The organism is Streptococcus parasanguinis, assembly GCF_009717775.1.
In the GTDB taxonomy this organism is placed as follows: Bacteria; Bacillota; Bacilli; order Lactobacillales; family Streptococcaceae; genus Streptococcus; species Streptococcus parasanguinis_AG.
Genome location: NZ_WMZF01000001.1, coordinates 600,222 through 623,688, shown reverse-complemented (window position 1 = coordinate 623,688; position 23,467 = coordinate 600,222). Strand labels below are relative to the sequence as shown.

Genomic DNA, 23,467 nt, shown 5'->3' with positions numbered 1-23,467 from the left:
TCAAAAGGTATCATAAGGAGGAACCAACATGAATAAAGAAGAAGTCCAATTACTTGGCTTTGAAATTGTCGCTTATGCCGGTGACGCTCGATCAAAATTAGTGGAAGCCTTAAAAGCTGCTGAAAATGGTGATTTTGCTAAAGCAGAATCCTTAGTAGAAGAAGCAGGGTCCTGTATCGCTGAGGCTCACAAATCTCAAACGACCATGCTAGCGCATGAAGCAGCAGGAGAAGAAATCCCCTATAGCATTACCATGATGCATGGTCAAGACCATCTCATGACAACGATCCTATTAAAAGACGTGATTCACCATCTGATTGAACTATATAAAAGAGGAGCGAAATAATGAATAAACTGATTGAACTGATTGAAAAAGGGAAACCTTTCTTTGAAAAGATTTCTCGAAACAAATATTTGCGAGCGATTCGTGATGGTTTCATTGCAGGAATGCCTGTAATCTTATTCTCATCTATCTTCATCCTAATTGCGTATGTACCAAACGCTTGGGGATTCCATTGGTCTAAAGATATTGAAACTTTCTTGATGACTCCATATAGCTATTCTATGGGCATCTTGGCCTTCTTCGTTGGTGGGACAACGGCTAAGGCTTTGACTGATTCAATGAACCGTGACCTCCCAGCAACCAACCAAATCAACTTCATTTCTACAATGTTGGCTTCTATGGTTGGCTTCTTGCTCATGGCTGCCGAACCTGCTAAAGAAGGTGGATTCTTAACAGCCTTCATGGGTACAAAAGGTCTGTTGACAGCCTTCATTGCAGCCTTTGTTACAGTTAATGTTTATAAGGTCTGTGTGAAAAATAATGTGACGATTCGCATGCCGGACGAGGTTCCACCAAATATTTCACAAGTATTTAAAGACCTGATTCCATTTACATTGTCAGTTGTACTCTTGTATGCACTTGAATTAGTTGTGAAAGCAAGCCTTCATGTAACGGTTGCTGAATCAATCGGTACCCTTCTTGCTCCTCTATTCTCAGCAGCAGACGGTTATGTTGGTATTACGATTATTTTCGGTGCCTTTGCATTCTTCTGGTTTATTGGTATTCACGGCCCATCTATCGTTGAGCCTGCGATTGCAGCGATTACTTATGCAAATGCCGAAGTCAACTTGAACCTTCTTCAACAAGGTATGCACGCTGATAAGATCCTTACATCTGGTACACAAATGTTTATCGTCACTATGGGTGGTACTGGTGCAACTCTTGTGGTTCCATTCATGTTTATGTGGTTATGTAAATCAAAACGAAATCGTGCTATTGGACGTGCTTCAGTAGTTCCTACATTCTTCGGTGTAAACGAACCAATCTTGTTTGGTGCACCGCTTGTTTTGAACCCAATCTTCTTTATCCCATTCATCTTTGCACCAATTGCAAACGTATGGATCTTTAAGTTCTTTATTGAAACACTTGGCATGAACTCATTTACTGCCAACCTTCCATGGACTACACCAGGACCTCTTGGTATTGTTCTTGGTACAAACTTCCAGTTCTTATCATTCGCTCTTGCAGCATTATTAATTGTGGTAGATATTGTTATCTACTATCCATTCCTCAAGGTTTATGATGAACAAATTCTTGAAGAAGAACGTTCAGGTAAATCAAACGATAGCTTGAAAGAAAAAGTTGCTGCAAACTTTAACACTGCTAAAGCAGATGCTATTCTTGAAAAAGCTGGTGTTGAAGATGAACCAGTTCAAAACAATATCACAAAAGAAACAAACGTATTAGTTCTTTGTGCCGGTGGTGGAACAAGTGGTCTTCTTGCTAACGCTTTGAATAAAGCTGCTGCAGAATACAATGTTCCTGTGAAGGCTGCTGCTGGTGGTTACGGTGCTCACCGTGAAATGTTGCCAGAATTTGACCTGGTTATTCTTGCTCCTCAAGTAGCTTCAAACTATGAAGATATGAAGGCTGAAACAGATAAACTTGGAATCAAATTGGCTAAGACTGAAGGAGCTCAATACATCAAGTTGACTCGTGATGGTAAAGGCGCTCTTGCATTCGTTCAAGAACAATTTCAATAATAAATACATTTACTGTTGATTAAAGTGAGATGGAGAAGGATTGCTCACTTACTCCTCTCCATCTTGCTTTATTTTTATTTTATGATTGAGAAGGGGAAACTTATGTCAAAAACACTTCCTAAAGATTTTATTTTCGGTGGCGCAACAGCGGCATATCAGGCTGAAGGTGCAACTCATACTGATGGTAAAGGACCAGTTGCATGGGATAAATACTTAGCAGACAACTATTGGTATACTGCTGAACCAGCAAGTGATTTCTACCATAAATATCCAGTAGACTTACAGTTGGCGGAAGAATATGGCGTAAACGGAATTCGTATTTCTATTGCTTGGTCACGTATTTTCCCAACTGGTTATGGTGAAGTCAATCCAAAAGGGGTAGAATTCTATCATAAGTTATTTGCGGAATGCCACAAACGTCATGTAGAACCATTCGTAACTCTTCACCACTTTGATACTCCTGAAGCTCTTCACTCAAATGGAGACTTCTTGAATCGTGAAAATATCGAACACTTTGTAGATTACGCTGCCTTCTGTTTCGAAGAATTCCCAGAAGTCAACTACTGGACAACCTTCAATGAAATTGGCCCAATCGGTGATGGTCAATACTTGGTTGGTAAATTCCCACCAGGTATTCAATATGACCTTGCCAAAGTCTTCCAATCACACCACAATATGATGGTTTCTCATGCACGTGCTGTGAAATTGTACAAAGACAAAGGCTATAAAGGTGAAATCGGGGTTGTTCACGCCCTTCCAACTAAGTATCCATTGGATCCTAAAAATCCTGCAGACGTACGTGCTGCTGAGTTGGAAGATATCATCCACAACAAATTTATCTTGGATGCGACATACCTCGGACACTATTCAGATGCAACCATGGAAGGTGTAAACCACATTCTTTCAGTTAATGGTGGTAGGCTGGATCTTCGGGACGAAGACTTTGCAGCACTTGAAGCAGCTAAAGATCTAAACGACTTCCTTGGAATTAACTACTACATGAGTGACTGGATGGAAGCCTTTGATGGTGAAACTGAAATCATCCACAATGGTAAAGGGGAAAAAGGAAGCTCTAAATACCAAATCAAAGGTGTTGGACGTCGTGTAGCTCCTGACTATGTCCCTCGGACGGATTGGGACTGGATCATCTACCCTCAAGGTTTGTATGATCAAATCATGCGTGTCAAGAAAGATTATCCAAACTACAAGAAGATCTACATCACTGAAAACGGACTTGGATACAAAGATGAATTTGTGGACAACACGGTTTACGATGATGGCCGGATCGATTATGTGAAACAACACTTGGAAGTCTTGTCTGATGCGATTGCCGATGGTGCAAACGTCAAGGGCTACTTCATCTGGTCATTAATGGACGTCTTCTCATGGTCTAATGGTTATGAAAAACGTTACGGACTCTTCTACGTTGATTTCGATACACAAGAACGTTATCCTAAGAAATCTGCACATTGGTACAAGAAATTAGCTGAAACTCAAGTGATTGAATAAGTATCAACTGGAACTGTTTTAGTTCCAGTTTTTTATTTTCACTTGATGAAGGTCTCTTAAACGCATCTCTTCTTTCAGCCCCTAATTTATGGTATAATAGATCGATACTGTAATAAGGAAAATAGAATGAATATACAACAATTACGATATGTAGTCGCGATTGCCAATAGTGGTACTTTTCGTGAGGCTGCTGAAAAAATGTATGTGAGTCAGCCGAGCTTGTCTATTTCAGTACGCGATCTGGAAAAGGAACTGGGCTTTAAAATTTTTCGTCGAACTAGTTCGGGGACATTTTTGACCCGTCGGGGAATGGAATTTTATGAAAAAGCGCAGGACGTGGTTAAGGGGTTTGATATTTTTCAAAATCAATATGCCAGTCCTGAAGAAGAGAAGAAAGAATTCTCTATTTCTAGTCAACACTATGACTTCTTGCCACCATTGATGACGGAATTCTCGATCCGCTATCCGGAAAATAAAAACTTCCGCATCTTTGAGTCAACGACGGTCCAAATTTTGGATGAAGTGGCTCAAGGGCATAGTGAGTTGGGGATTATTTATCTCAACCGTCAAAATACCAAGGGAATTATGCAACGGGTTGATAAATTAGGACTTGAAGTGGTGGATTTGATTCCTTTTCAGACTCATATTTACCTTCGCAAGGGACACCCTCTGGCTAAGAAGAAAAAACTGGTCATGGAAGATCTAGCTCAATTGCCAACTGTTCGCTTTACCCAAGAAAAAGATGAGTACCTCTATTATTCAGAGAATTTTGTCGATACCAGTTCGAGCTCCCAAATGTTCAATGTAACCGACCGGGCCACCTTGAATGGGATCTTGGAGCGGACAGATGCTTATGCGACAGGATCAGGCTTTTTAGATAGCCAGTCAGTGAATGGTATTACCGTGATTCCTTTAGAAGACAACTTGGACAATAAAATGGTCTATGTCAAACGCGAAGAGATGGATCTCTCCCCTGTAGCAGAGAAGTTTGTCGAGGTCATGGTAGAGTATTTTGATCAAAAGAGGTAAGAAATGAAGAGAAAAATAATGGTTCCAGTAGCAATTGTGCTATTGGTCCTACTGGATCAGTTGGTCAAATGGTATGTAGTCAAGAACATTCCACTGGGTGTCGTTAAGTCTTTTATTCCCCATGTGGTCAGCCTGACCTATCTTCAAAACACAGGTGCAGCTTTTTCACTTCTTGAAAATCAGCAATGGTTCTTTACCCTCATCACGCTAGTCGTGATGGTAGGGGCCTTTTACTATCTCTATAAGCACCTCAAGGGGTCGCTTTGGATTGTGACGGGCTTGACCTTGGTCATTGCAGGTGGCTTGGGGAATTTTATCGATCGCCTGCGTCAGGGCTTCGTGGTTGATATGTTCCACCTGGACTTTATGAATTTTGCAATTTTTAATGTAGCAGATAGTTATTTGACAGTTGGAGTTTTCTTGCTCCTGATCCTGATGTTGAAAGAGGAAACGCATGGAAATTAAAATCGAAGTAGCCGGTGCGCGACTGGATAAGGCTTTGGCGGATTTGACTCCCTTGTCACGAGCTGTAGCCAATGAGCAGATCAAAGAAGGAAAAGTTCTGGTCAATGGAACTGTGAAAAAAGCTAAGTATACGGTCAAAGAAGGAGACATCATCCAGTATGAAGTCCCAGAAGTGGAAGAGGTCAGCTATGAAGCAGAAGATCTGCCCTTAGACATCGTCTATGAGGACCAGGATGTCGTCGTCGTCAATAAACCCCAAGGCATGGTTGTTCACCCAAGTGCAGGTCATACCAGCGGGACCTTGGTCAATGCGCTGTTATACCATGTCAAGGACCTTTCAGGGATCAATGGAGAATTGCGTCCAGGGATCGTTCATCGGATCGATAAAGACACGTCAGGGCTCTTGATGGTCGCAAAAAATGACCAAGCTCACGTCGCCTTAGCAGAGGAACTCAAAGACAAAAAATCTCTACGGAAGTATTGGGCCATTGTTCATGGCAACCTTCCGAACGATCGAGGGATGATTGAAGCACCAATTGGTCGCAGTGAAAAGGACCGGAAAAAACAGGCGGTGACGGCTAAAGGCAAGCCTGCAGTGACCCGTTTTCAGGTTTTGGAACGCTTTGGAAATTACACGCTGGTAGAGTTGCAACTGGAGACTGGTCGGACCCACCAAATTCGGGTGCACATGGCCTATATTGGCCATCCCGTGGCTGGAGATCCTGCTTATGGTCCTAAGAAGACACTTAAAGGACAAGGACAGTTTCTTCATGCACGGACACTTGGTTTTACCCACCCTCGCACAGGAGTGACTTTGGAATTTACAGCAGAAGTGCCAGCGATCTTTGAGAAAACGCTGGAAGATCTTCGAAAAGGATAATGAAGATGGCTGAATGGAGATTCAGTCACTTTCATTACATACGAAATAAATAGTATTAGAAAGAAACATAGAGATGAAAGCAAAACGAATCGTCTTTAAAGTAGGGACCTCGTCTTTGACCAATCCCGATGGGAGTCTCTCCAGACAGAAGGTCAAGGTCATCACCCAGCAGTTGGCTCTCTTACACGAATCGGGCCATGAGTTGATCTTGGTCTCATCAGGGGCGGTTGCTGCTGGGTTTGGTGCCCTTGGTTTTAAGAAACGACCGACTAAGGTGGCAGACAAGCAAGCCTCTGCAGCAGTTGGTCAAGGTTTATTGATGGAAGAATATACCTCTAATCTTCTTTTACGCAACATTGTTTCTGCACAAATTTTATTAACCCAGGATGACTTTGCGGATCAACGTCGCTATAAGAATGCCCACCAGGCCCTTTCTGTCTTACTAAACCGTGGGGCGATTCCGATTATCAATGAAAATGATACGGTCTCTATCGCTGAGCTAAAAGTTGGTGACAATGATACCTTGAGTGCGCAGGTTGCGGCCATGGCCCAAGCGGATCTTTTGGTGCTGTTGACGGATGTGGATGGCCTCTATACAGCCAATCCTTCTCAGGATCCAACAGCTAAGCGCTTGGATCGAATCGAACACATTTCTCGCGAGATGATCGAGATGGCTGGTGGTGCTGGCAGTAGCAACGGGACCGGCGGTATGCTGACCAAACTCAAGGCAGCGACCCTTGCGACCGAGTCTGGGGTTCCTGTCTATATTTGCTCGTCTCTCAAGTCTGATGCCTTGATCGAAGCAGCGCAAGAGCAAGCGGATGGCAGTTACTTCCTTGCAGAGGACAAGGGTTTAAAAACCCAGAAGCAATGGCTAGCCTTTTATGCAGAAAGTAAAGGAGCCGTTTGGGTGGATGCTGGAGCAGCGGAAGCCCTGTTGGATCATGGAAAGAGTTTGTTGATTTCTGGTGTGACCAAGGCAGAAGGGGATTTCTCTTATCACGACATCGTCAGCGTCTATCATCAAGAGTCAGGACAATTGCTAGGAAAAGGCAAGGTTCGTCTCGGCCAATCAGCTGTGCGCGATCTACTCCAATATAAAAAAGCTAAGGGAATCCTTATCCACCGGGATGATTGGATCTCGGTAACTCCTGAGATTGACCTACTCTTTTCAGAATTTTAGAGGAAATTGTATGGAAACAACACAAGAACAATTAGCCTTAGCGAGATCAGCTAAGAAAAGCATCAATACAGCCAGTACAGCTCTTAAAGATCAAGCCTTGGAGGCCATGGCTAGCCAGCTTCTGAAAGCGACGGAAGCCATTTTAGCAGCCAATCAGATCGATATGGAAGCAGCACGCGGGAAGATCTCTGAAGTCATGCTGGATCGCCTATTTCTTGATCAAGAGCGGATTGCCGGGATGGCCCAAGGAATTCGTGCTTTAATAGACCTGCCAGATCCGATTGGGGAGGTGCTGGATACTGAAGTCTTGGAAAATGGTCTTGAAATCCAGAAAGTCCGAGTCGCCATGGGTGTTATTGGCATCATTTATGAAAGCCGTCCAAATGTAACGTCAGACGCTGCAGCGCTTGCCATCAAGAGTGGAAATGCAGTGGTTCTTCGTACTGGAAAGGATGCCTTTCATTCTGCCCAAGCGATCGTGACCGCACTCAAGGCTGGATTGGAAGAAGTCGGACTCAATCCAGACCTTCTCCAATTGATCCAAGATACGAGTCGAGCTTCCAGCCTTGCTATGATGAAGGCTAAGGGCTATCTAGATTTGCTCATTCCACGTGGTGGTGCTGGATTGATCCAAGCGGTGGTTGAAAATGCCATTGTCCCCGTGATCGAGACAGGAACTGGAATTGTTCATGTCTATGTGGACAAGGAGGCTGACTTCCAGAAAGCCCTAGCGATTATTGAAAATGCCAAGACCAGTCGCCCCTCTGTCTGCAACGCTATGGAGGTCTTGTTGGTCGATCGAGCGATCGCGTCTGATTTCTTGCCTTTGGTCAAAGAGCGCTTAGTGGATGCACGAGAAAGATCCGTTGAGTTGCGCCTAGATGAGCAAGCACAGGCCATCATTTCGGGAACAGCAGCACAGGAGCAGGATTTTGATACCGAATTTTTAGATTATATATTAGCAGTCAAGGTCGTTGATGGAGTTGAGGAAGCGGTGGACCACATAGAAGCCCACAGCACCCATCATTCGGATGCCATTGTGACTGAAAATCCTGAGACAGCCGCTTATTTTACAAAGCAAGTAGATTCAGCAGCCGTTTATGTCAATGCGTCTACACGCTTTACAGATGGGGGTCAATTTGGCCTAGGTTGTGAAATGGGGATCTCGACGCAGAAACTCCATGCGCGTGGACCAATGGGACTGCGGGAGATGACTAGTTACAAGTATATCGTCAGTGGAAATGGTCAAGTGAGGTAAGTCATGAAAGTAGCATTTATCGGTCTTGGAAATATGGGAGCTAGTCTGGCCAAAGCGGTCGCAAAAGAAGTGGCTAGCACAGACCTGCTCTTGGTCAATCGTTCCCCACAAAAGGTGGAAGAGTTTATCAGCCAGTATGGGGGAACGGCGTCTGATCTTGAACAAGTCTTTCAAGAGGCTGAAGTAATCTTTTTAGGGGTCAAACCCTATCAACTCAGCCCTTTACTTGAAGAGTACCAGGTCATTTTGGGCCAACGTTCCAATCTCCTGTTGGTTTCTATGGCAGCAGGTCTGGAACTGGAGCAAATGTCAAGTGTAGTTAAAAATGAGCGGGTGGGTCTCATCCGCATCATGCCTAATACACCAGTAGCCATTGGTCAAGGTGTCATCAGTTTGGCCCGCTCCCAAGCAGTAACAGACCAGCAGATAGCGCAAGTCAACCAGCTCTTATCAGGAGCAGGGGCCCTCTACGAAATTGAAGAAAAATTGATGGATCCTGCAACGGCTGTCGCAGGCTGTGGACCAGCCTTTGTCTATCAGATGATTGAAGCCATGGCAGATGCAGGAGTAAGCTTGGGACTTTCACGAGAGCAAGCCTTGAAGATGGCTGCCGAGACCTTCCACGGCGCTAGTCAAATGGTCCTAGAGACAGGCGAACATCCAGCCCGCTTGCGAGATGCAGTTTGTAGCCCAGGTGGCTCTACCATCGCAGGAGTCAATCGCCTGGAACAAGTCGGCTTACGGGGCGACATTATTGCAGGAGTGGAAGCAGCCTATAAACGCACTCAAGAATTAGGACAAGAGACGAAAGAATGAGAATCGAAATGGGTCAACCTGTTTCGGTTTTTTTTCTTATTTTGAGCCATCTTTGCCCCTATTTTTACCATCAGTTTTAAGCCATTTTATGGTATAATTAAAGGTATGCATACAAAACCAACGTCCGCTTATGTCCACATCCCATTTTGTACCCAGATTTGTTTTTATTGTGATTTTTCGAAGGTCTTTATCAAGAACCAACCGGTCGATGCTTATCTAGATCATTTGATCCAAGAATTTCGTCGGGAAGAAATCACAAACCTACGGACTCTCTATATTGGGGGTGGGACACCGACAGCTCTAACTGCGGATCAGCTAGCCTATCTGCTCAAGGAGCTGACCAAGTCGCTTGATCTGTCTCAGATGGAAGAGCTGACGATCGAGGTCAATCCTGGTGATTTGGATCCGGATAAGATTGCGGTCTTGAAGGATTCGCCAGTTAATCGGGTTTCATTGGGCGTGCAGACCTTTGATAATCGCTTGCTCAAGAAGATCGGTCGGAGCCATCAAGAGCAGGATATTTATGACAATATCGACCGTCTGAAGCTGGCTGGTTTTGACAATATTTCGATCGACCTCATCTATGCGCTTCCGACACAAACCATGGACCAGGTCAAAGAGAATGTTGCGAAGGCTCGTGCCCTTGACATTCCCCACATGAGTCTTTATAGCTTGATTCTGGAGAATCACACAGTCTTTATGAATCGCATGAGACGGGGCAAGCTTCCTCTACCAAAAGAGGAGTTGGAAGCAGAGATGTTTGAATACATTATTCAGGAGTTGGAGCGAGCGGGCTTTGAGCATTACGAAATTTCTAATTTCTCCAAGCCTGGTTTTGAAAGTCGACACAATCTCATGTATTGGGACAATGCTGAGTATTATGGTCTGGGAGCTGGTGCATCCGGCTATGTCGATGGGATTCGCTACAAGAATCATGGCCCCATTCGTCACTATATGCAAGCTGTCGAAGAGGGAAATGCGCGTGTCCAAGAAGAGCATCTGACTCAGACAGAAATGATGGAGGAAGAGATGTTTCTAGGACTACGTAAGAAAACAGGCGTTTCCAAGAAGCGTTTTGAAGAAAAATTTGGTGTGAATTTTGACCAACAATATGGACCGGTGGTTGAGGAATTGATCCAGCAGGGACTTTTGGTCCCTGACAAGGACATTGTACGAATGACCAAGAAAGGTCTCTTTTTAGGAGACACTGTAGCAGAGAAGTTTATTTTGGAGTAGAAAATGGCAAAAACATTTGAATACAGCATGAAAATTCCGTTTGATATGAGCGATGTCAATGGTTATATTAAGATTCCCCAATTGATCTTGCTGTCTTTACAGGTATCGGGCATGCAATCGATTGAGCTGGGTATGAGTGATATGTACATTTTAGAGAACTACAATCTAGTCTGGATTATCACGGATTACAATATGAAGATCGAGCGTCTCCCTGTTTTTGATGAGAAAATCACTATCGAAACCTATGCCAAGAGTCACAATCGACTTTTCTGCTACCGGGCCTTTAATATCAAGGATGAAGCAGGAAATACTATCATTGAGATGGTCGCGACCTTTGTCTTGATGGATCGTGATACACGCAAGGTTCATCCTGTTATGAGTGAAATCACGGATGCCTTTGACTCTGAATTTTCAAAAACCATGCTCCGTGGTCCCCGTTTCAAAGAATTAGAAGGCGGCGTCGAACAAGAATACCGGGTTCGGTTTTACGACTTGGATATGAACGGACATGTCAACAATAGCAAGTACTTGGACTGGGTTTTTGAGGTGATGGGAGCAGACTTCTTGACCCATCATATCCCTAAAAAAGTTCATCTAAAATATGTCAAAGAAGTGCTAGCAGGAGGTCTCATCACCTCTCAATATGAACAAGAGGGCTTGAAAACTCAGCACCAAATTACTTCAGATAGTCAGATCAATGCCCAAGCTGAAATTGAGTGGGAAGAAGTAGAAGAAAAGGGTTGGAATTATGGAAAGTAGAAGATTAAAAAATAAAAAACAGGAACTTGAAAGCTATCAAAAACGGGTTGTGGCCTATGCCAAGCGTCAAAAGAACCCTTTGTACATGTTGGGAGATTGGCTCTTGACTCTTTGTGCTTTGGGCATCATCCTGGTAGAGGAAATTTATAAATTTTTCCGCTATCGCTTGAATTTAGAGAGTTTTAATCGCTTTTTAAGAGAAGATATACGCTGGTATCGGGTCTGGATCCATTTCACCTTGGCCTTTCTTTTACCGGTCATGATCTTCTCGATTGGGATTACTAGCCAATCAGGATCCTTCTGGTCCAATTTCTATCACCGCTTGTCTCAAGGCGTGCTCTTTAGCACAACAGTCAGCCTCGCTGCGACCTTAGTGACGGATTTTGTGGAGAATTTGCAACCAGAAACTAAGTCTGACGGGAAAAATCGGAGCACTAAACGCACGGTTTATCAAATCAGTGTGGATCAGGCAACCGTGATAGGCTTGTTATTGACCATTGTGATCCTCATGGTAGCATCCTTCTTGTTCACCCAATCGGGAAGTCAAGGGATTAATTTTACAGGTTTGGTGTTACAATTTGTCCTCTATGCTGGAGCATTGCTCTTATATGGTTCTGGTGGACGAGTCGATGCAGAGAAGTTTCATGAAGAAGCTGACACAGAAAGGGAAGAATAAATGCACTATAAGGGCTATTTGATTGATTTGGATGGCACTATTTACAAAGGAAAATCACGAATTCCTGCAGGAGAAGCTTTTGTTCATGAACTGCAGGCGCGTGAGATTCCCTATCTCTTTGTGACCAACAATACAACCCGCACACCAGAGACTGTTCGGGATATGCTGGCTACTCATTTCAATATAAAAACCCCAGTTTCGACTATCTATACAGCTACCCTTGCGACCATTGACTACATGAATGACCAAAATTTGGGCAAAAAGGTCTATGTGATCGGAGAAGCGGGGCTCAAAGACGCTATTGAAGAAGCTGGCTATATCATCGATGAAGAAGCACCTGATTATGTGGTGATTGGCCTGGATTGGCAAGTGGATTATGAGAAGTTTGCTATTGCGACCTTGGCGATTCAAAAAGGAGCACACTTTATTGGGACCAATCCGGACCTGAACATTCCAACAGAGCGTGGCTTGATGCCAGGGGCAGGATCCCTGATTGCCCTTGTCGAAGCAGCGACACGGGTCAAGCCAGTGATCATTGGGAAACCAAAGGCCATCATCATGGATAAGGCTATTGAACATCTGGGGTTTGAAAGAGAAGAAGTCGTTATGGTAGGGGATAATTATCTAACAGATATTCGTGCTGGTATTGACAATGGGATTCCAACCCTTTTGGTGACGACAGGTTTTACCAAACCAGAAGAAGTGCCGACCTTACCAATTGCACCGACACATGTTGTTTCCAGTTTAGCGGAGTGGGATTTTGATGCTTAGAAGTTTGAAATCAATCAACCAATTTTTCTTTATCTTGTCAGCTACGATTCTTCTCACCATTGCTCTAGCTTGGGCCCTCTATCCCGTGGAGATTCATTGGTTGGGGATTCAAAGTCGAACTGGTTTTTCGGCTTCAGTCATCATGAAGAATTTTAATGTCTTGATGAACTATTTGACCAATCCTTTTCAATGGGTGTTGAAGATGCCTCAATTCCCCTCTTCAAAAAATGGTTTGCACCATTTTGAGGCTGTCAAGTACCTGTTTCATTTGGTGACGGTCGTTTTCTTGGTCACTCTACCTGGTTTTATCCATTTTATGCGGACAGTCGTCAAAAAAGGCTACCTGGCCTTGTACCGAAGTCTCTTCTTTTGGATGATGGTTTTACCAGTAGTGCTTGCAGTGATGACTGTTATAATTGGTTTTGATCAATTCTTTACGCTTTTTCATCAGGTCTTATTTGCTGGGGACAATACTTGGCTCTTTGATCCGCGCGTGGATTCGATTATTCTTGCATTACCAGAAGACTACTTTATGCATGCCTTTTTGATTTTCTTTGTCTTATACGAAGGAATGTGTGCGAGTTTTTATCTATTTTCTAGGAGGAAGAAATGAACCAATACAACCGATTATTAGACCCTAAAAAAGATATAGGAAGGTATTCCGGGACACTTGCCATTTATCTCTTGGTAATGACCTTGGTAACCGTCCTGTGGGAAGTCCTCCTTGGATTGACCATAGCAGGCTCTCTCAGAAAAGATCCAAGTCAAGTAACGGAAAAACTCAATGCCCTGAATGTTTGGGCTGGTATTCCCTACCTTATCTCTATTTCCATTGGACTCTTTCTCTTTAATGCCTATCGCAAGAAGGCCCTTTATAAATATGATCTTAAGCACAAGGGACGTAAGATGACTCTTTCAGTCTTCTTTATTCTTCTCGCCTTTCTTGGCTTTTCTCAAGTCTTTTCATCTGTGATGACACAAGTGATTGAGCGCATGTTTGAGACCATTGGCCTTCATTCTCCAACACCCGATCTAGGTGATACGATTGAGCGATCATGGACCATGCTCTTGTATGCTGGATTTTTTGGTCCTATCACAGAGGAATTCTTCTTCCGTGGGGCCGGCTTGCGAGGCTTGGAGCGTTACGGGAAAATCTTTGCCATTGTTATGACGGCTATCTTATTTGGACTCTTCCATGCCAATTTTGATCAGCTCTTCTTTGCGAGTATCATCGGTTTAGGATTTGGCTACATTGCCTTTGAATACAATATCTGGTGGGCTATTTTCTATCACATTTTCAATAACTTTGTCATTTCCCAAGGCTTGCATTATGTGGCCTATCATGTGGACGAGGGACTAGCGAATTGGCTCCAAATCGGTGTTTTAGCCATTGGTTCCATTGTCATGATAGTGGTTCTCGCGACTAAATGGCCAGCTATCAAGGCTTATATTCAAGCCAATAAACCTCAACCGGGAGTTTTCCAGCGTGCCCTCGCTTCCTTCTGGTTCTGGTTCTTCGTGCTATTCACTATCCTGATGTCTATTGTTCCTTATGTGATTCCGATCTTCCAGATGGCTAATCTCAAAGGCTGAGGATGTAAAGTTGGATACATACAATTGAGAGGTATGCGCCTCTCTTTTTTGATATAATAGAGAGTATGAATAACTTGATTAAATCCAAGCTCGAGCTCTTGCCGACGAGTCCGGGCTGTTACATTCACAAAGATAAGAACGGTACCATCATCTATGTGGGGAAGGCTAAGAATCTTCGCAATCGCGTGCGGTCCTATTTCAGAGGAAGCCACGATACCAAGACAGAAGCGCTGGTATCTGAGATTGTGGATTTTGAGTTTATCGTCACTGAGTCCAATATTGAGGCCTTGCTTCTTGAGATCAACCTGATCAAGGAGAACAAGCCTAAGTACAATATCATGCTCAAGGACGACAAGTCCTATCCCTTCATCAAGATTACCAATGAGCGTTATCCCCGTCTTATCATCACGCGCCAGGTCAAAAAAGATGGCGGTCTCTATTTCGGTCCCTATCCAGACGTAGGAGCGGCTAATGAGATCAAAAGGCTTTTGGACCGGATTTTTCCTTTCCGCAAGTGTACCAATCCCCCTTCCAAGGTCTGCTTTTATTACCATTTAGGGCAATGTATGGCCCACACAGTCTGCCACAAGGATGAGGCTTATTTCAAGGGCATGGCCCAGGAGGTTTCTGATTTCCTCAAAGGGCAGGATGACAAGATTATCGATGAGCTCAAGCTCAAGATGAATACCGCTGCGCAAAACATGGAATTCGAGCGGGCAGCCGAGTATCGGGATCTGATCCAGGCTATTGGGACCCTGCGGACCAAACAGCGGGTCATGGCCAAGGATTTGCAGAACCGGGATGTTTTTGGCTACTACGTGGACAAGGGCTGGATGTGTGTGCAGGTCTTCTTTGTCCGTCAGGGCAAGCTGATTGAGCGTGACGTCAATCTCTTTCCATACTACAATGATCCAGACGAGGATTTGTTGACCTATGTGGGGCAGTTTTACCAGGAGAAATCTCACCTGATTCCTAATGAAATCCTTATCCCTCAGGATATCGATGAGGAAGCGGTCAAGGCACTAGTGGATACCAAGGTCCTCAAACCCCAGCGTGGGGAGAAGAAACAATTGGTCAATCTGGCCATTAAGAATGCGCGTGTCAGTCTGGAGCAGAAGTTCAATCTCCTTGAAAAATCCATGGAGAAGACCCAAGGTGCCATTGAAAATCTTGGAAAACTCCTGCAAATTCCAACTCCTGTGCGCATTGAGTCCTTTGATAACTCCAACATTATGGGGACCAGTCCCGTATCTGCCATGGTGGTCTTTGTCAATGGGAAGCCAAGCAAAAAGGACTACCGCAAGTACAAGATCAAGACCGTTGTCGGACCAGATGACTATGCCAGCATGCGAGAAGTCATTCGCAGACGCTACAGCCGGGTTATGCGGGATGGCCTGACGCCACCAGATCTGATCGTCATAGATGGGGGTCAGGGTCAGGTTAATGTCGCTAAGCAAGTCATCCAAGACGAGTTGGGGTTAGATATTCCCATTGCAGGTTTGCAAAAGAATGACAAGCACCAGACCCATGAATTGCTCTTCGGTGATCCCCTCCAAGTCATCGAACTCTCTCGAACCTCGCAGGAATTTTTCCTCCTCCAACGGATCCAGGATGAGGTCCACCGTTTCGCCATCACCTTCCACCGCCAGCTCCGATCCAAGAATTCCTTCTCCTCCCAGCTGGACGGCATCGAAGGTTTGGGACCAAAACGCAAGCAGTTGCTGATGAAGTACTTCAAGTCGCTGACCAAGATCAAAGAAGCTACTGTAGATGAGATTGTCACAGTCGGCATCCCGCGAGCAGTGGCGGAGGCAGTGCAAGCCAAGCTCAATCAAGGAAAGCAAGAAGAAGAAAGTCCATTGATGGAAGTGGCGGAGTCCGCAAAAGACTTGCAGTAAAGATAGGACACCAGAGGGTCAAGAGCTTGATTATTTATTGGAAATCGTAGAGTCATTGGGATATGAAGTTCAATATGATAAGCGAGAACGATTTTTCCATATTAACTTGCAGCAAGTTGAGAATTTTCGTTTTGGTTTTCATTTTGTTTTTGAACATGGTAGATTGGAATTGATTTGGGTCATATATGAAGGAGATAAAGCCATCATGGGTAGTCCCTTTGAAATGGCTAATTTCTAGAGAGTATATTATTCTAGATCCAGTTATTTCTGATTATATTGATTTTCGGGATGTTATGAAAATTGCTTTTGAAATGTATGTGGATTTTAAACAAGCATTTGTAAAGATTGCTAAAGATCAATAATTTAAAAATTTCAATTGACCATCATGCTACTTCTACGCAAAAATGTGATAACTAGAGTGTTATCGCATTTTTTATTTTTGTAAGTTTTTGTTATACTGGATTTAAACTTCTAACACTTTATTACCAGTCAGCTACTGGCCACCTTGGAAATAAATACAAATCCTACCGAGTAAGTCAAGCAGCCAATGTCAACATCCACAGTGGAGAAGCGACTAGTTTTAAGGCTAGCATAAAAGATCGCGTCAAAACAACTTGGACAGATGTTAAGACCAAGGTGGGTGATGTCAAGGTTCAAGCTGGAGAAGCTTTTGAACACTTCAAGAACCGTGTTTCAAATGTGAAGAACAAAACCGTTGCGGCAGGAGCAGAGGCGCTTTCCACTAAAGTTTGGAACTTCAATGATGCGATGGAAACAGGTCGACAAAATGTTCAAAACATGATGGATTCCATTGGAAATCAACGTCAACCTGCCTTTGCTCTTGCAGGGGATGGAAATGTTAATCTACCAAAGTCTAACGTCTCAACGAAGATAGATGATTTCGCCGATCGCATCCAACAAATCTCAGTCGATCGCAAACAGAAGATTGCGGCATTTGAAGGTAGGGGTGGGGGAAGAACGATCCCTACTCCAGTTAATAATATGCAAGAATTTTTTGAGACAGATTTTGGTGAACAGTTAAAAAATTCGGTGAGAAAGACAAAGAAACGATATGATGGACAAACTATTTATGAAGTGGTAGATAAGAGTATTCCTGGGCTTAAAAAAGGTGATCAGATATATTTAGATGGTATGCATAAAGACCATTTGGAAGTATTTAAGTCGAATGGAGAATTTAAAAAAGTAATAAATATTGACGGTACAATAAACAAAATGAAGACCAAATTAGGAGCAGGGCGGAGACTAAATAAATGATTGAAGTAAGCAAACTAATAAGACAATATATCGATTTTTTTGAACAATTAAATATTAAACAGCATATAGATAATTCTGAATATCTTATTGATTTAAAAACTTGTGAGAATGAAATAGAAGACTACTTGGAGCAATTAAAAAATGGAATTACCTTGTTAGACAAAAAGAAAGATAAGATTTCTTCATCAAAAGATCAAGATTATACAACTGGTTTTGTAGATGTCTTTTTGGCTCTAGACGGATTAGCAGATAGCTTTTCAGAGTTTAAGCAAATGTCCATAAAATTAAATAAGCAATTTATGTATCATAGCGGTGAAATCACTCATGAAGAATACCTAGATAATGGTTACTTGAATGTAGAGGTTGTAGAGGATGAAGAAGCCGATGATGAAGGGAATATCTAGTTCATTCTAGAACCTTATTATAATATAGTCTAAACCATTCATATTCATGTGGATGGTTTTCACGTTTTGTACTCGTTTTTGTTATACTAGTTTTATTGTATGCTGATTTAGGCGGGGCGAGATGTGATCACACGTCTTAAAATACAATAGGAACGAATGGATTTTAGGTTTGATGGAAAATAACTTACTACTGACAGGAGTAGATTTTGGTGGGGTTAGTCCTTTGTCTCTTAAAGAGTTGAAAACTAATCTAGAGTCTATTTCTGATGAAAAAGAATGTATTTTACTGATTGCAGAGATATTAAAAAAGGGGGATTTTTCAGTTAAACCATTGTTGATTGAACTGATGAATCAAACGAAAGATGAATCTGTCTTAAATTTGTGTATTCGATTGTTTTGCTCGGTATGCACCAATGAAGATTTAAGGGATGTTTCCAATCTTAGATGTTTATCCGATGTGTCAGAATTTGCTATTTTTACATTTGTCACTGGTGCTGTGGACACGATGTCCTATGAAGTAGTTCCTTATTTGCTTGCACTTTGGGACGAGTGGGAAGATAGCGATTCAGACATTGAATATGCGATCCAAGATGCATTGGATGATTATTTTTATGATCAGAAATTATCGACGGAGGAAGCAACCGAAGAAGAGGTTGAAGAATTATGGTCGTTAGTAAGCGAACAGAAAGAACCAGATACCTATTACTATAAGGGCTCTCCTGTCTTTCCGGGAATGTTTGCTAAGGAAATCATGACTTCATTGTATACTGGTATCCAAGTTGAAGGTAAGTTTCATAAATACCTTCAATCTGCTCTCCTTTCTACATTTACTGGTAAAAGGGTTCCAGTAAAAGTTAACGAAACAATTTCAAGAAAAGATATCGATAATATGATTGATTACATTGAAGATGTTTCCAAGCGAGACTGGGTCGAAGGAAGAAAATATTTTTATGGTTTTGAAATCAAATGATGACTGGTCGTTTAAAATGTGATATCCAAGTGTGATCACATTTTTTATTTTTGCTCGTTTTTGTTATACTTAAGGCACACAGATTTTTCAATCCAAAAAGGAGTAGTTATGAACCATCGAATCGCCATTTTATCTGATATTCACGGAGATACAACAGCCCTCAAGGCAGTGATTGCGGATGCGCGTGCTCTAGGCGCGACGGAATACTGGCTTTTAGGGGACATTTTGCTTCCGGGGCCTGGACGAGAGGACCTTTTTGAGTTACTGGATGCGATTCCGATTACAGCGGCTGTTCGTGGAAATTGGGACGATTGTGTCCTAGAGGCCTTGGATGGCGAGTACGGACTTGAGGATCCACAGGAGATCCAGCTTCTCCGTCTTACTCAGTACCTCATGGAAGGACTAGATCCTAAGCGGATCGATTGGCTTCGCGCCCTTCCATTGGTAGAGAAGAAGGAGGTCAATGGTATTCGCTTTTCACTGACCCACAATTTGCCAGAAAAGAATTATGGTGGAGATTTGCGTCCAGCAAATGCGACGGAGAACTTTGACCAACTGCTGGATGATCAGACGGATATGGCGATCTACGGTCATGTCCATAAGCAGTTGCTTCGCTATGGCAGTCAGGGCCAACAGATCCTCAATCCAGGAACTATTGGCATGCCTTATTTCGACTGGGAACCAATTCAAAACCACAGAGCTCAGTATGCTCTGATCGATGTCGAAGAAGACGGAGTGACCAACCTGCAATTTCGGAAGGTGGCCTATGACTATGAAGCAGAGCTCCAAGATGCCAAAGACAAGGGCCTTCCTTTTATTGAGATGTACGAAGAATTAAGACGCGAGGATAACTATCGGGGCCATAACATCGAGCTTCTAACTAGCTTAATTGAGAAATACGGTTATGCCAAAGAAGTAGCTACCTATTTCAATCTTTCCAATGAATCATAGGTAGGTCTCTTATGTATTCAACCTATAACAAAGAAGCGGATCTTCAAAATGTCTGCTTCTTTTTTCACAATCTTAGGCTGTAAAACCCTGCAAGCTCTTTCATTTTGTGTTAAAATAGAGGTAACAGAAATAGAAAAGGAAGAAGCTTATGAAATTTCTAGAGCTCAATAAAAAACGCCATGCGATCAAGCATTTCACTGACCAACCGGTCGATCCAAAGGATGTACGGACTGCCATTGAGATCGCAACCTTGGCCCCTAGCGCCCACAATAGCCAGCCTTGGAAATTTGTGGTCGTTCGTCAAAAAAATGCGGAATTGGCAAAATTAGCCTATGGTGCAAACTACGATCAAGTCATGGAAGCACCTGTGACCATCGCCCTCTTTACAGATACTGATTTGCAAAAACGGGCTCGCAAGATTGCGCGTGTCGGTGGGGTTAAAAACTTCACAGACGAGCAGTTGCAATACTTTATGCAAAATCTTCCTGCTGAATTTGCACGCTATGATGCCCAACAAACAAGTGATTACTTGGCTTTGAATGCTGGTCTTGTGGCCATGAACTTGGTACTTGCTTTGACGGACCAAGGCATTGGAACCAATATTATCTTGGGATTTGATAAATCGAAAATCAATGAAGTATTGGACATCGAAGAGCGTTTCCGTCCGGAAGTCTTGATTACGGTTGGCTATGCGGCTGAAAAAGTAGAGCCAAGCTATCGCTTACCAGTGGACGAAATCATTGACAAACGCTAAGCCAATTAGCAAATAGAAGATTGAGGAGGAATTCATGACAACAGTTGACTTTAAAGCAGAAGTAGAAAAACGTCGCGATGAGATGATGGCTGACTTATACAGCCTCTTGGAAATCAATTCTGAACGCGATGACAGCAAGGCAGATGCAGAGCATCCTTTTGGACCTGGTCCTGTAAAAGCTCTTGAAAAATTCTTGGAAATTGCCAAACGTGATGGCTATGAAACCAAGAATGTCGACAATTATGCCGGTCATTTTACTTTTGGTGAAGGAGAAGAAGAGCTTGGGATCTTTGCCCATATGGACGTCGTGCCTGCAGGTAGTGGCTGGAAGACGGATCCCTACAAACCAGAAATTATCGATGGCAAGCTCTATGCGCGTGGTTCGTCTGATGATAAAGGGCCTACAATGGCCTGCTACTATGGTTTGAAGATCATTAAAGACCTAGGACTCCCTGTTTCTAAGCGCGTGCGCTTTGTTGTCGGTACGGATGAAGAATCAGGCTGGGGCGACATGGATTATTATTTCAAACATGTCGGACTTCCTGAGCCAGATTTTGGCTTCTCACCAGATGCGGAATTCCCAATCATCAATGGGGAAAAAGGAAACATCACTGAGTACCTTCATTTTGGAAATGATAACACAGGAAGTGCTCATCTCCATAGCTTTACAGGTGGACTTCGTGAAAACATGGTACCAGAGTCAGCGACTGCAGTAGTTTCTGGACAACTACCAGATCTTGCTGGCCTCTTAGATGCCTTTGCCAAGGAACACCAACTCAAGTATGAAATCTCAACTGTCGATGAAGAAACCTATACCGTTACGATTGTTGGGAAATCTGCTCATGGATCAACTCCTGAAGATGGAATTAATGGTGCGACCTACTTGGCTCTCTTGTTGAACCAATTTGATTTTGGTGGTGCTGCTAAGGCTTACCTTCATGTGACAGCTTCACTTCTTCACGAAGATTTTGCAGGTGAAAAATTAGGAATTGCCCATACAGATGCCAAAATGGGACCATTGAGTATGAATGCAGGTGTCTTCCATTTTGATGACAGCCAAGCAGACAACACTATTGCCCTCAATATCCGTTACCCTCAAGGTACAGATCCTGAAACTATCAAAGCTATCCTTGAAAAGATCGAAGGAGTGGCTACAGTAAGCTTGTCAGCCCATGGTCACACACCTCACTATGTTCCGATGGATGACGAATTGGTATCCACTCTCTTGCGTGTTTACGAAAAACAAACTGGCCTCAAAGGACACGAACAAGTGATCGGTGGTGGTACCTTTGGTCGCCTCTTGAAACGTGGCGTTGCTTTTGGTGCTATGTTCCCAGACTATGTCAATACTATGCACCAAGCTAATGAATTCGCAGATGTTGAAGATCTCTATCGTGCAGCAGCTATTTACGCAGAAGCCATCTACGAATTAATCAAATAATCCACTACTCGGCCAGTTTTTCTGGCTGAGTTTTTCCATAGAAGGAGGACTTATGTCAACGATTGAAAGCATTAAACAAGCCATTATGGCAGATCCTAAAAATAAAGAATATACAGAGAAAGGGATAGAGCCACTCTTTGCAGCCCCAAAGACAGCTCGTATCAATATTATCGGACAAGCTCCAGGGATGAAGACGGAAGAAGCTGGTATTTACTGGAAGGATAAGAGTGGTGATCGTCTGCGCGAATGGTTAGGAGTTGACGAAGATACCTTTTACCATTCTGGTTTGTTTGCGGTCATTCCCATGGACTTTTATTTCCCAGGGCATGGGAAATCTGGTGACCTTCCCCCTCGCAAAGGGTTTGCGGAAAAGTGGCACCCTCAACTTCTCAAGGAGTGTCCGGATATTGAGTTGACCCTCTTAATTGGACAATATGCCCAAGCATACTACCTTCATGAGAAGGTTAGCGGCAAGGTAACCGAACGCGTTCACCATTTTAAAGACTATTTGCCAACCTATTTTCCACTCGTTCACCCTTCCCCTCGCAATCAAATCTGGATGGCTAAAAATCCTTGGTTTGAAGCAGAGGTGGTTCCAGAATTGCAAACCTTAGTACAAGAGATCATTCAAAAATAAAGGAGAGCGAAGATGGACCCTTATCAACAAGTTAAAGAAAAATTAGATGAGTTGGGAATTTCATTTGATGTGGTGGAACACCCACCTGCATTCACAACTGAGCAGGCCGATTCTTACATTGAAGGCTTAGAAGGTGTTCGGACCAAGTCCATGTTTTTGACCAACAAGAAGAAAACCCAATTCTATCTGCTCATCATGGACGACCAGAAACCATTGGATATGGAGGATTTCAAAGAACAAGTGGAAGCCAACCGGATCCGCATGGCTTCAGCAGATTCTTTAGCTGAAAAAATGCAATTACCGCCAGGTACGGTTTCTCCATTTGGTTTATTGAACAATGGAGAAAAAGATATTCGAGTCTATTTCGATAAAGACATTGTGTCAGAGGAGATCATGACTTTCCATCCCAATACTAACGAAAAGACGATCTTTATTAAAACCCAAGACTTGTTACGATTTTTAGAGGCTATTGGCTTTCATTATGAAATTCTAACCCTCCCATAACATACCTGATAGGAGAAATCATGAAAGAAATTCCATTTTCAAGCTTTTACCAAGCTTATCAAAAAGGAGACTTACACGTTCTTGATGTACGCGAGCAGGAGGAATATGATGCCCTTCACTTAGACGGAGTTCGTCTTCTTCCCTTATCTGAGTTAGCAGATCGCTACCAGGAATTAGAGAAGGATCATCCCTATTATGTCATCTGCAAGTCTGGTCGACGCTCAGCACGTGCTTGCCAATTTTTGGAAGAGCAAGGCTATGATGTGACCAACGTCCAAGGTGGCATGGATGCATTTGAATCCTAAAAGAGAGTGGGACAGAAATCGGTAATTCATTAAGAATTCGATTTCGTCGTCCCACCTCCGCACAGTTGAGTAGGGCTGTAAAAGCTGATGAAATCAGCGTAGTAGAG

Annotated in this window: 25 protein-coding genes; all 25 read left to right on the top strand. The window is 43.2% G+C overall.

The window, feature by feature from the left end; all coding sequences use genetic code 11:
- Positions 1–28: 28 nt before the first annotated feature.
- The gene (locus GMC92_RS03175) at positions 29–346 is read left to right on the top strand and encodes a PTS lactose/cellobiose transporter subunit IIA (RefSeq protein WP_003007713.1); all 318 of its coding nucleotides are present in this window, start codon (positions 29–31) and stop codon (positions 344–346) included.
- Entirely contained in the window at positions 346–2,046 is a 1,701-nt protein-coding gene (locus GMC92_RS03170; protein WP_155199709.1) for a lactose-specific PTS transporter subunit EIIC, read from the top strand. The genes GMC92_RS03175 and GMC92_RS03170 overlap by 1 nt, the downstream gene beginning before the upstream one ends.
- A 102-nt stretch (positions 2,047–2,148) precedes the next feature.
- Positions 2,149–3,555, top strand: a complete 1,407-nt coding sequence (gene lacG, locus GMC92_RS03165; RefSeq protein ID WP_173019397.1) for a 6-phospho-beta-galactosidase — start codon at positions 2,149–2,151, stop codon at positions 3,553–3,555.
- Between the two features lie 126 nt (positions 3,556–3,681).
- Positions 3,682–4,584, top strand: coding sequence for a LysR family transcriptional regulator (locus GMC92_RS03160; RefSeq protein WP_003001728.1), 903 nt, complete (start codon positions 3,682–3,684; stop codon positions 4,582–4,584).
- A gap of 3 nt (positions 4,585–4,587) precedes the next feature.
- Positions 4,588–5,049 (top strand): signal peptidase II, encoded by a 462-nt coding sequence (gene lspA, locus GMC92_RS03155; protein ID WP_155199708.1) that lies wholly within the window; start codon positions 4,588–4,590, stop codon positions 5,047–5,049.
- A complete protein-coding gene (locus GMC92_RS03150; RefSeq protein ID WP_155199707.1) occupies positions 5,039–5,929 on the top strand; it encodes an RluA family pseudouridine synthase in 891 nt (296 codons plus the stop codon). Before lspA ends, GMC92_RS03150 begins: the two co-directional genes overlap by 11 nt.
- 73 nt (positions 5,930–6,002) lie before the next feature.
- Entirely contained in the window at positions 6,003–7,112 is a 1,110-nt protein-coding gene (gene proB / locus GMC92_RS03145) for a glutamate 5-kinase (RefSeq protein ID WP_155199706.1), read from the top strand.
- Positions 7,113–7,122: 10 nt separating this feature from the next.
- Positions 7,123–8,370 (top strand): glutamate-5-semialdehyde dehydrogenase, encoded by a 1,248-nt coding sequence (locus GMC92_RS03140; protein WP_155199705.1) that lies wholly within the window; start codon positions 7,123–7,125, stop codon positions 8,368–8,370.
- A gap of 3 nt (positions 8,371–8,373) precedes the next feature.
- The gene (gene proC, locus GMC92_RS03135) at positions 8,374–9,186 is read left to right on the top strand and encodes a pyrroline-5-carboxylate reductase (RefSeq protein ID WP_155199704.1); all 813 of its coding nucleotides are present in this window, start codon (positions 8,374–8,376) and stop codon (positions 9,184–9,186) included.
- A gap of 105 nt (positions 9,187–9,291) precedes the next feature.
- Entirely contained in the window at positions 9,292–10,422 is a 1,131-nt protein-coding gene (gene hemW, locus GMC92_RS03130; protein WP_155199703.1) for a radical SAM family heme chaperone HemW, read from the top strand.
- A gap of 3 nt (positions 10,423–10,425) precedes the next feature.
- Positions 10,426–11,181, top strand: coding sequence for an acyl-ACP thioesterase domain-containing protein (locus GMC92_RS03125; RefSeq protein WP_021153379.1), 756 nt, complete (start codon positions 10,426–10,428; stop codon positions 11,179–11,181).
- Positions 11,171–11,857, top strand: a complete 687-nt coding sequence (locus GMC92_RS03120; protein ID WP_021153378.1) for a hypothetical protein — start codon at positions 11,171–11,173, stop codon at positions 11,855–11,857. Before GMC92_RS03125 ends, GMC92_RS03120 begins: the two co-directional genes overlap by 11 nt.
- Entirely contained in the window at positions 11,858–12,628 is a 771-nt protein-coding gene (locus GMC92_RS03115; protein ID WP_155199702.1) for a TIGR01457 family HAD-type hydrolase, read from the top strand.
- Positions 12,621–13,241, top strand: coding sequence for a TIGR01906 family membrane protein (locus GMC92_RS03110; RefSeq protein WP_021153376.1), 621 nt, complete (start codon positions 12,621–12,623; stop codon positions 13,239–13,241). The genes GMC92_RS03115 and GMC92_RS03110 overlap by 8 nt, the downstream gene beginning before the upstream one ends.
- Complete coding sequence (locus GMC92_RS03105) at positions 13,238–14,221, top strand: CPBP family intramembrane glutamic endopeptidase (RefSeq protein WP_049485450.1); 984 nt, start codon at positions 13,238–13,240, stop codon at positions 14,219–14,221. The genes GMC92_RS03110 and GMC92_RS03105 overlap by 4 nt, the downstream gene beginning before the upstream one ends.
- A gap of 65 nt (positions 14,222–14,286) precedes the next feature.
- Positions 14,287–16,119 carry an excinuclease ABC subunit UvrC gene (uvrC, locus tag GMC92_RS03100; protein WP_155199701.1) on the top strand — a complete coding sequence of 611 codons (1,833 nt, stop codon included), beginning with the start codon at positions 14,287–14,289 and terminating at the stop codon, positions 16,117–16,119.
- Positions 16,120–16,755: 636 nt separating this feature from the next.
- Entirely contained in the window at positions 16,756–17,394 is a 639-nt protein-coding gene (locus GMC92_RS10820; protein ID WP_241672877.1) for a hypothetical protein, read from the top strand.
- Positions 17,391–17,798: a hypothetical protein gene (locus tag GMC92_RS03090; RefSeq protein ID WP_024054867.1), complete on the top strand. Its 408-nt coding sequence runs from the start codon at positions 17,391–17,393 to the stop codon at positions 17,796–17,798. The genes GMC92_RS10820 and GMC92_RS03090 overlap by 4 nt, the downstream gene beginning before the upstream one ends.
- A gap of 172 nt (positions 17,799–17,970) precedes the next feature.
- On the top strand, positions 17,971–18,768 hold the full coding sequence (gene imm47, locus GMC92_RS03085) for an Imm47 family immunity protein (protein WP_024054868.1): 798 nt from the start codon (positions 17,971–17,973) through the stop codon (positions 18,766–18,768).
- Between the two features lie 108 nt (positions 18,769–18,876).
- On the top strand, positions 18,877–19,719 hold the full coding sequence (locus GMC92_RS03080) for a metallophosphoesterase family protein (protein WP_155199700.1): 843 nt from the start codon (positions 18,877–18,879) through the stop codon (positions 19,717–19,719).
- Positions 19,720–19,867: 148 nt separating this feature from the next.
- Positions 19,868–20,473 (top strand): nitroreductase family protein, encoded by a 606-nt coding sequence (locus GMC92_RS03075; RefSeq protein WP_003001591.1) that lies wholly within the window; start codon positions 19,868–19,870, stop codon positions 20,471–20,473.
- Positions 20,474–20,507: 34 nt separating this feature from the next.
- Positions 20,508–21,914, top strand: a complete 1,407-nt coding sequence (gene pepV / locus GMC92_RS03070; protein WP_155199699.1) for a dipeptidase PepV — start codon at positions 20,508–20,510, stop codon at positions 21,912–21,914.
- 52 nt (positions 21,915–21,966) lie between these two features.
- A complete protein-coding gene (locus GMC92_RS03065) occupies positions 21,967–22,551 on the top strand; it encodes a uracil-DNA glycosylase family protein (protein ID WP_155199698.1) in 585 nt (194 codons plus the stop codon).
- Positions 22,552–22,563: 12 nt separating this feature from the next.
- Positions 22,564–23,055: a prolyl-tRNA synthetase associated domain-containing protein gene (locus GMC92_RS03060; protein WP_155199697.1), complete on the top strand. Its 492-nt coding sequence runs from the start codon at positions 22,564–22,566 to the stop codon at positions 23,053–23,055.
- Between the two features lie 20 nt (positions 23,056–23,075).
- Positions 23,076–23,360 (top strand): rhodanese-like domain-containing protein, encoded by a 285-nt coding sequence (locus GMC92_RS03055; protein WP_070449063.1) that lies wholly within the window; start codon positions 23,076–23,078, stop codon positions 23,358–23,360.
- Positions 23,361–23,467 lie beyond the last annotated feature (107 nt).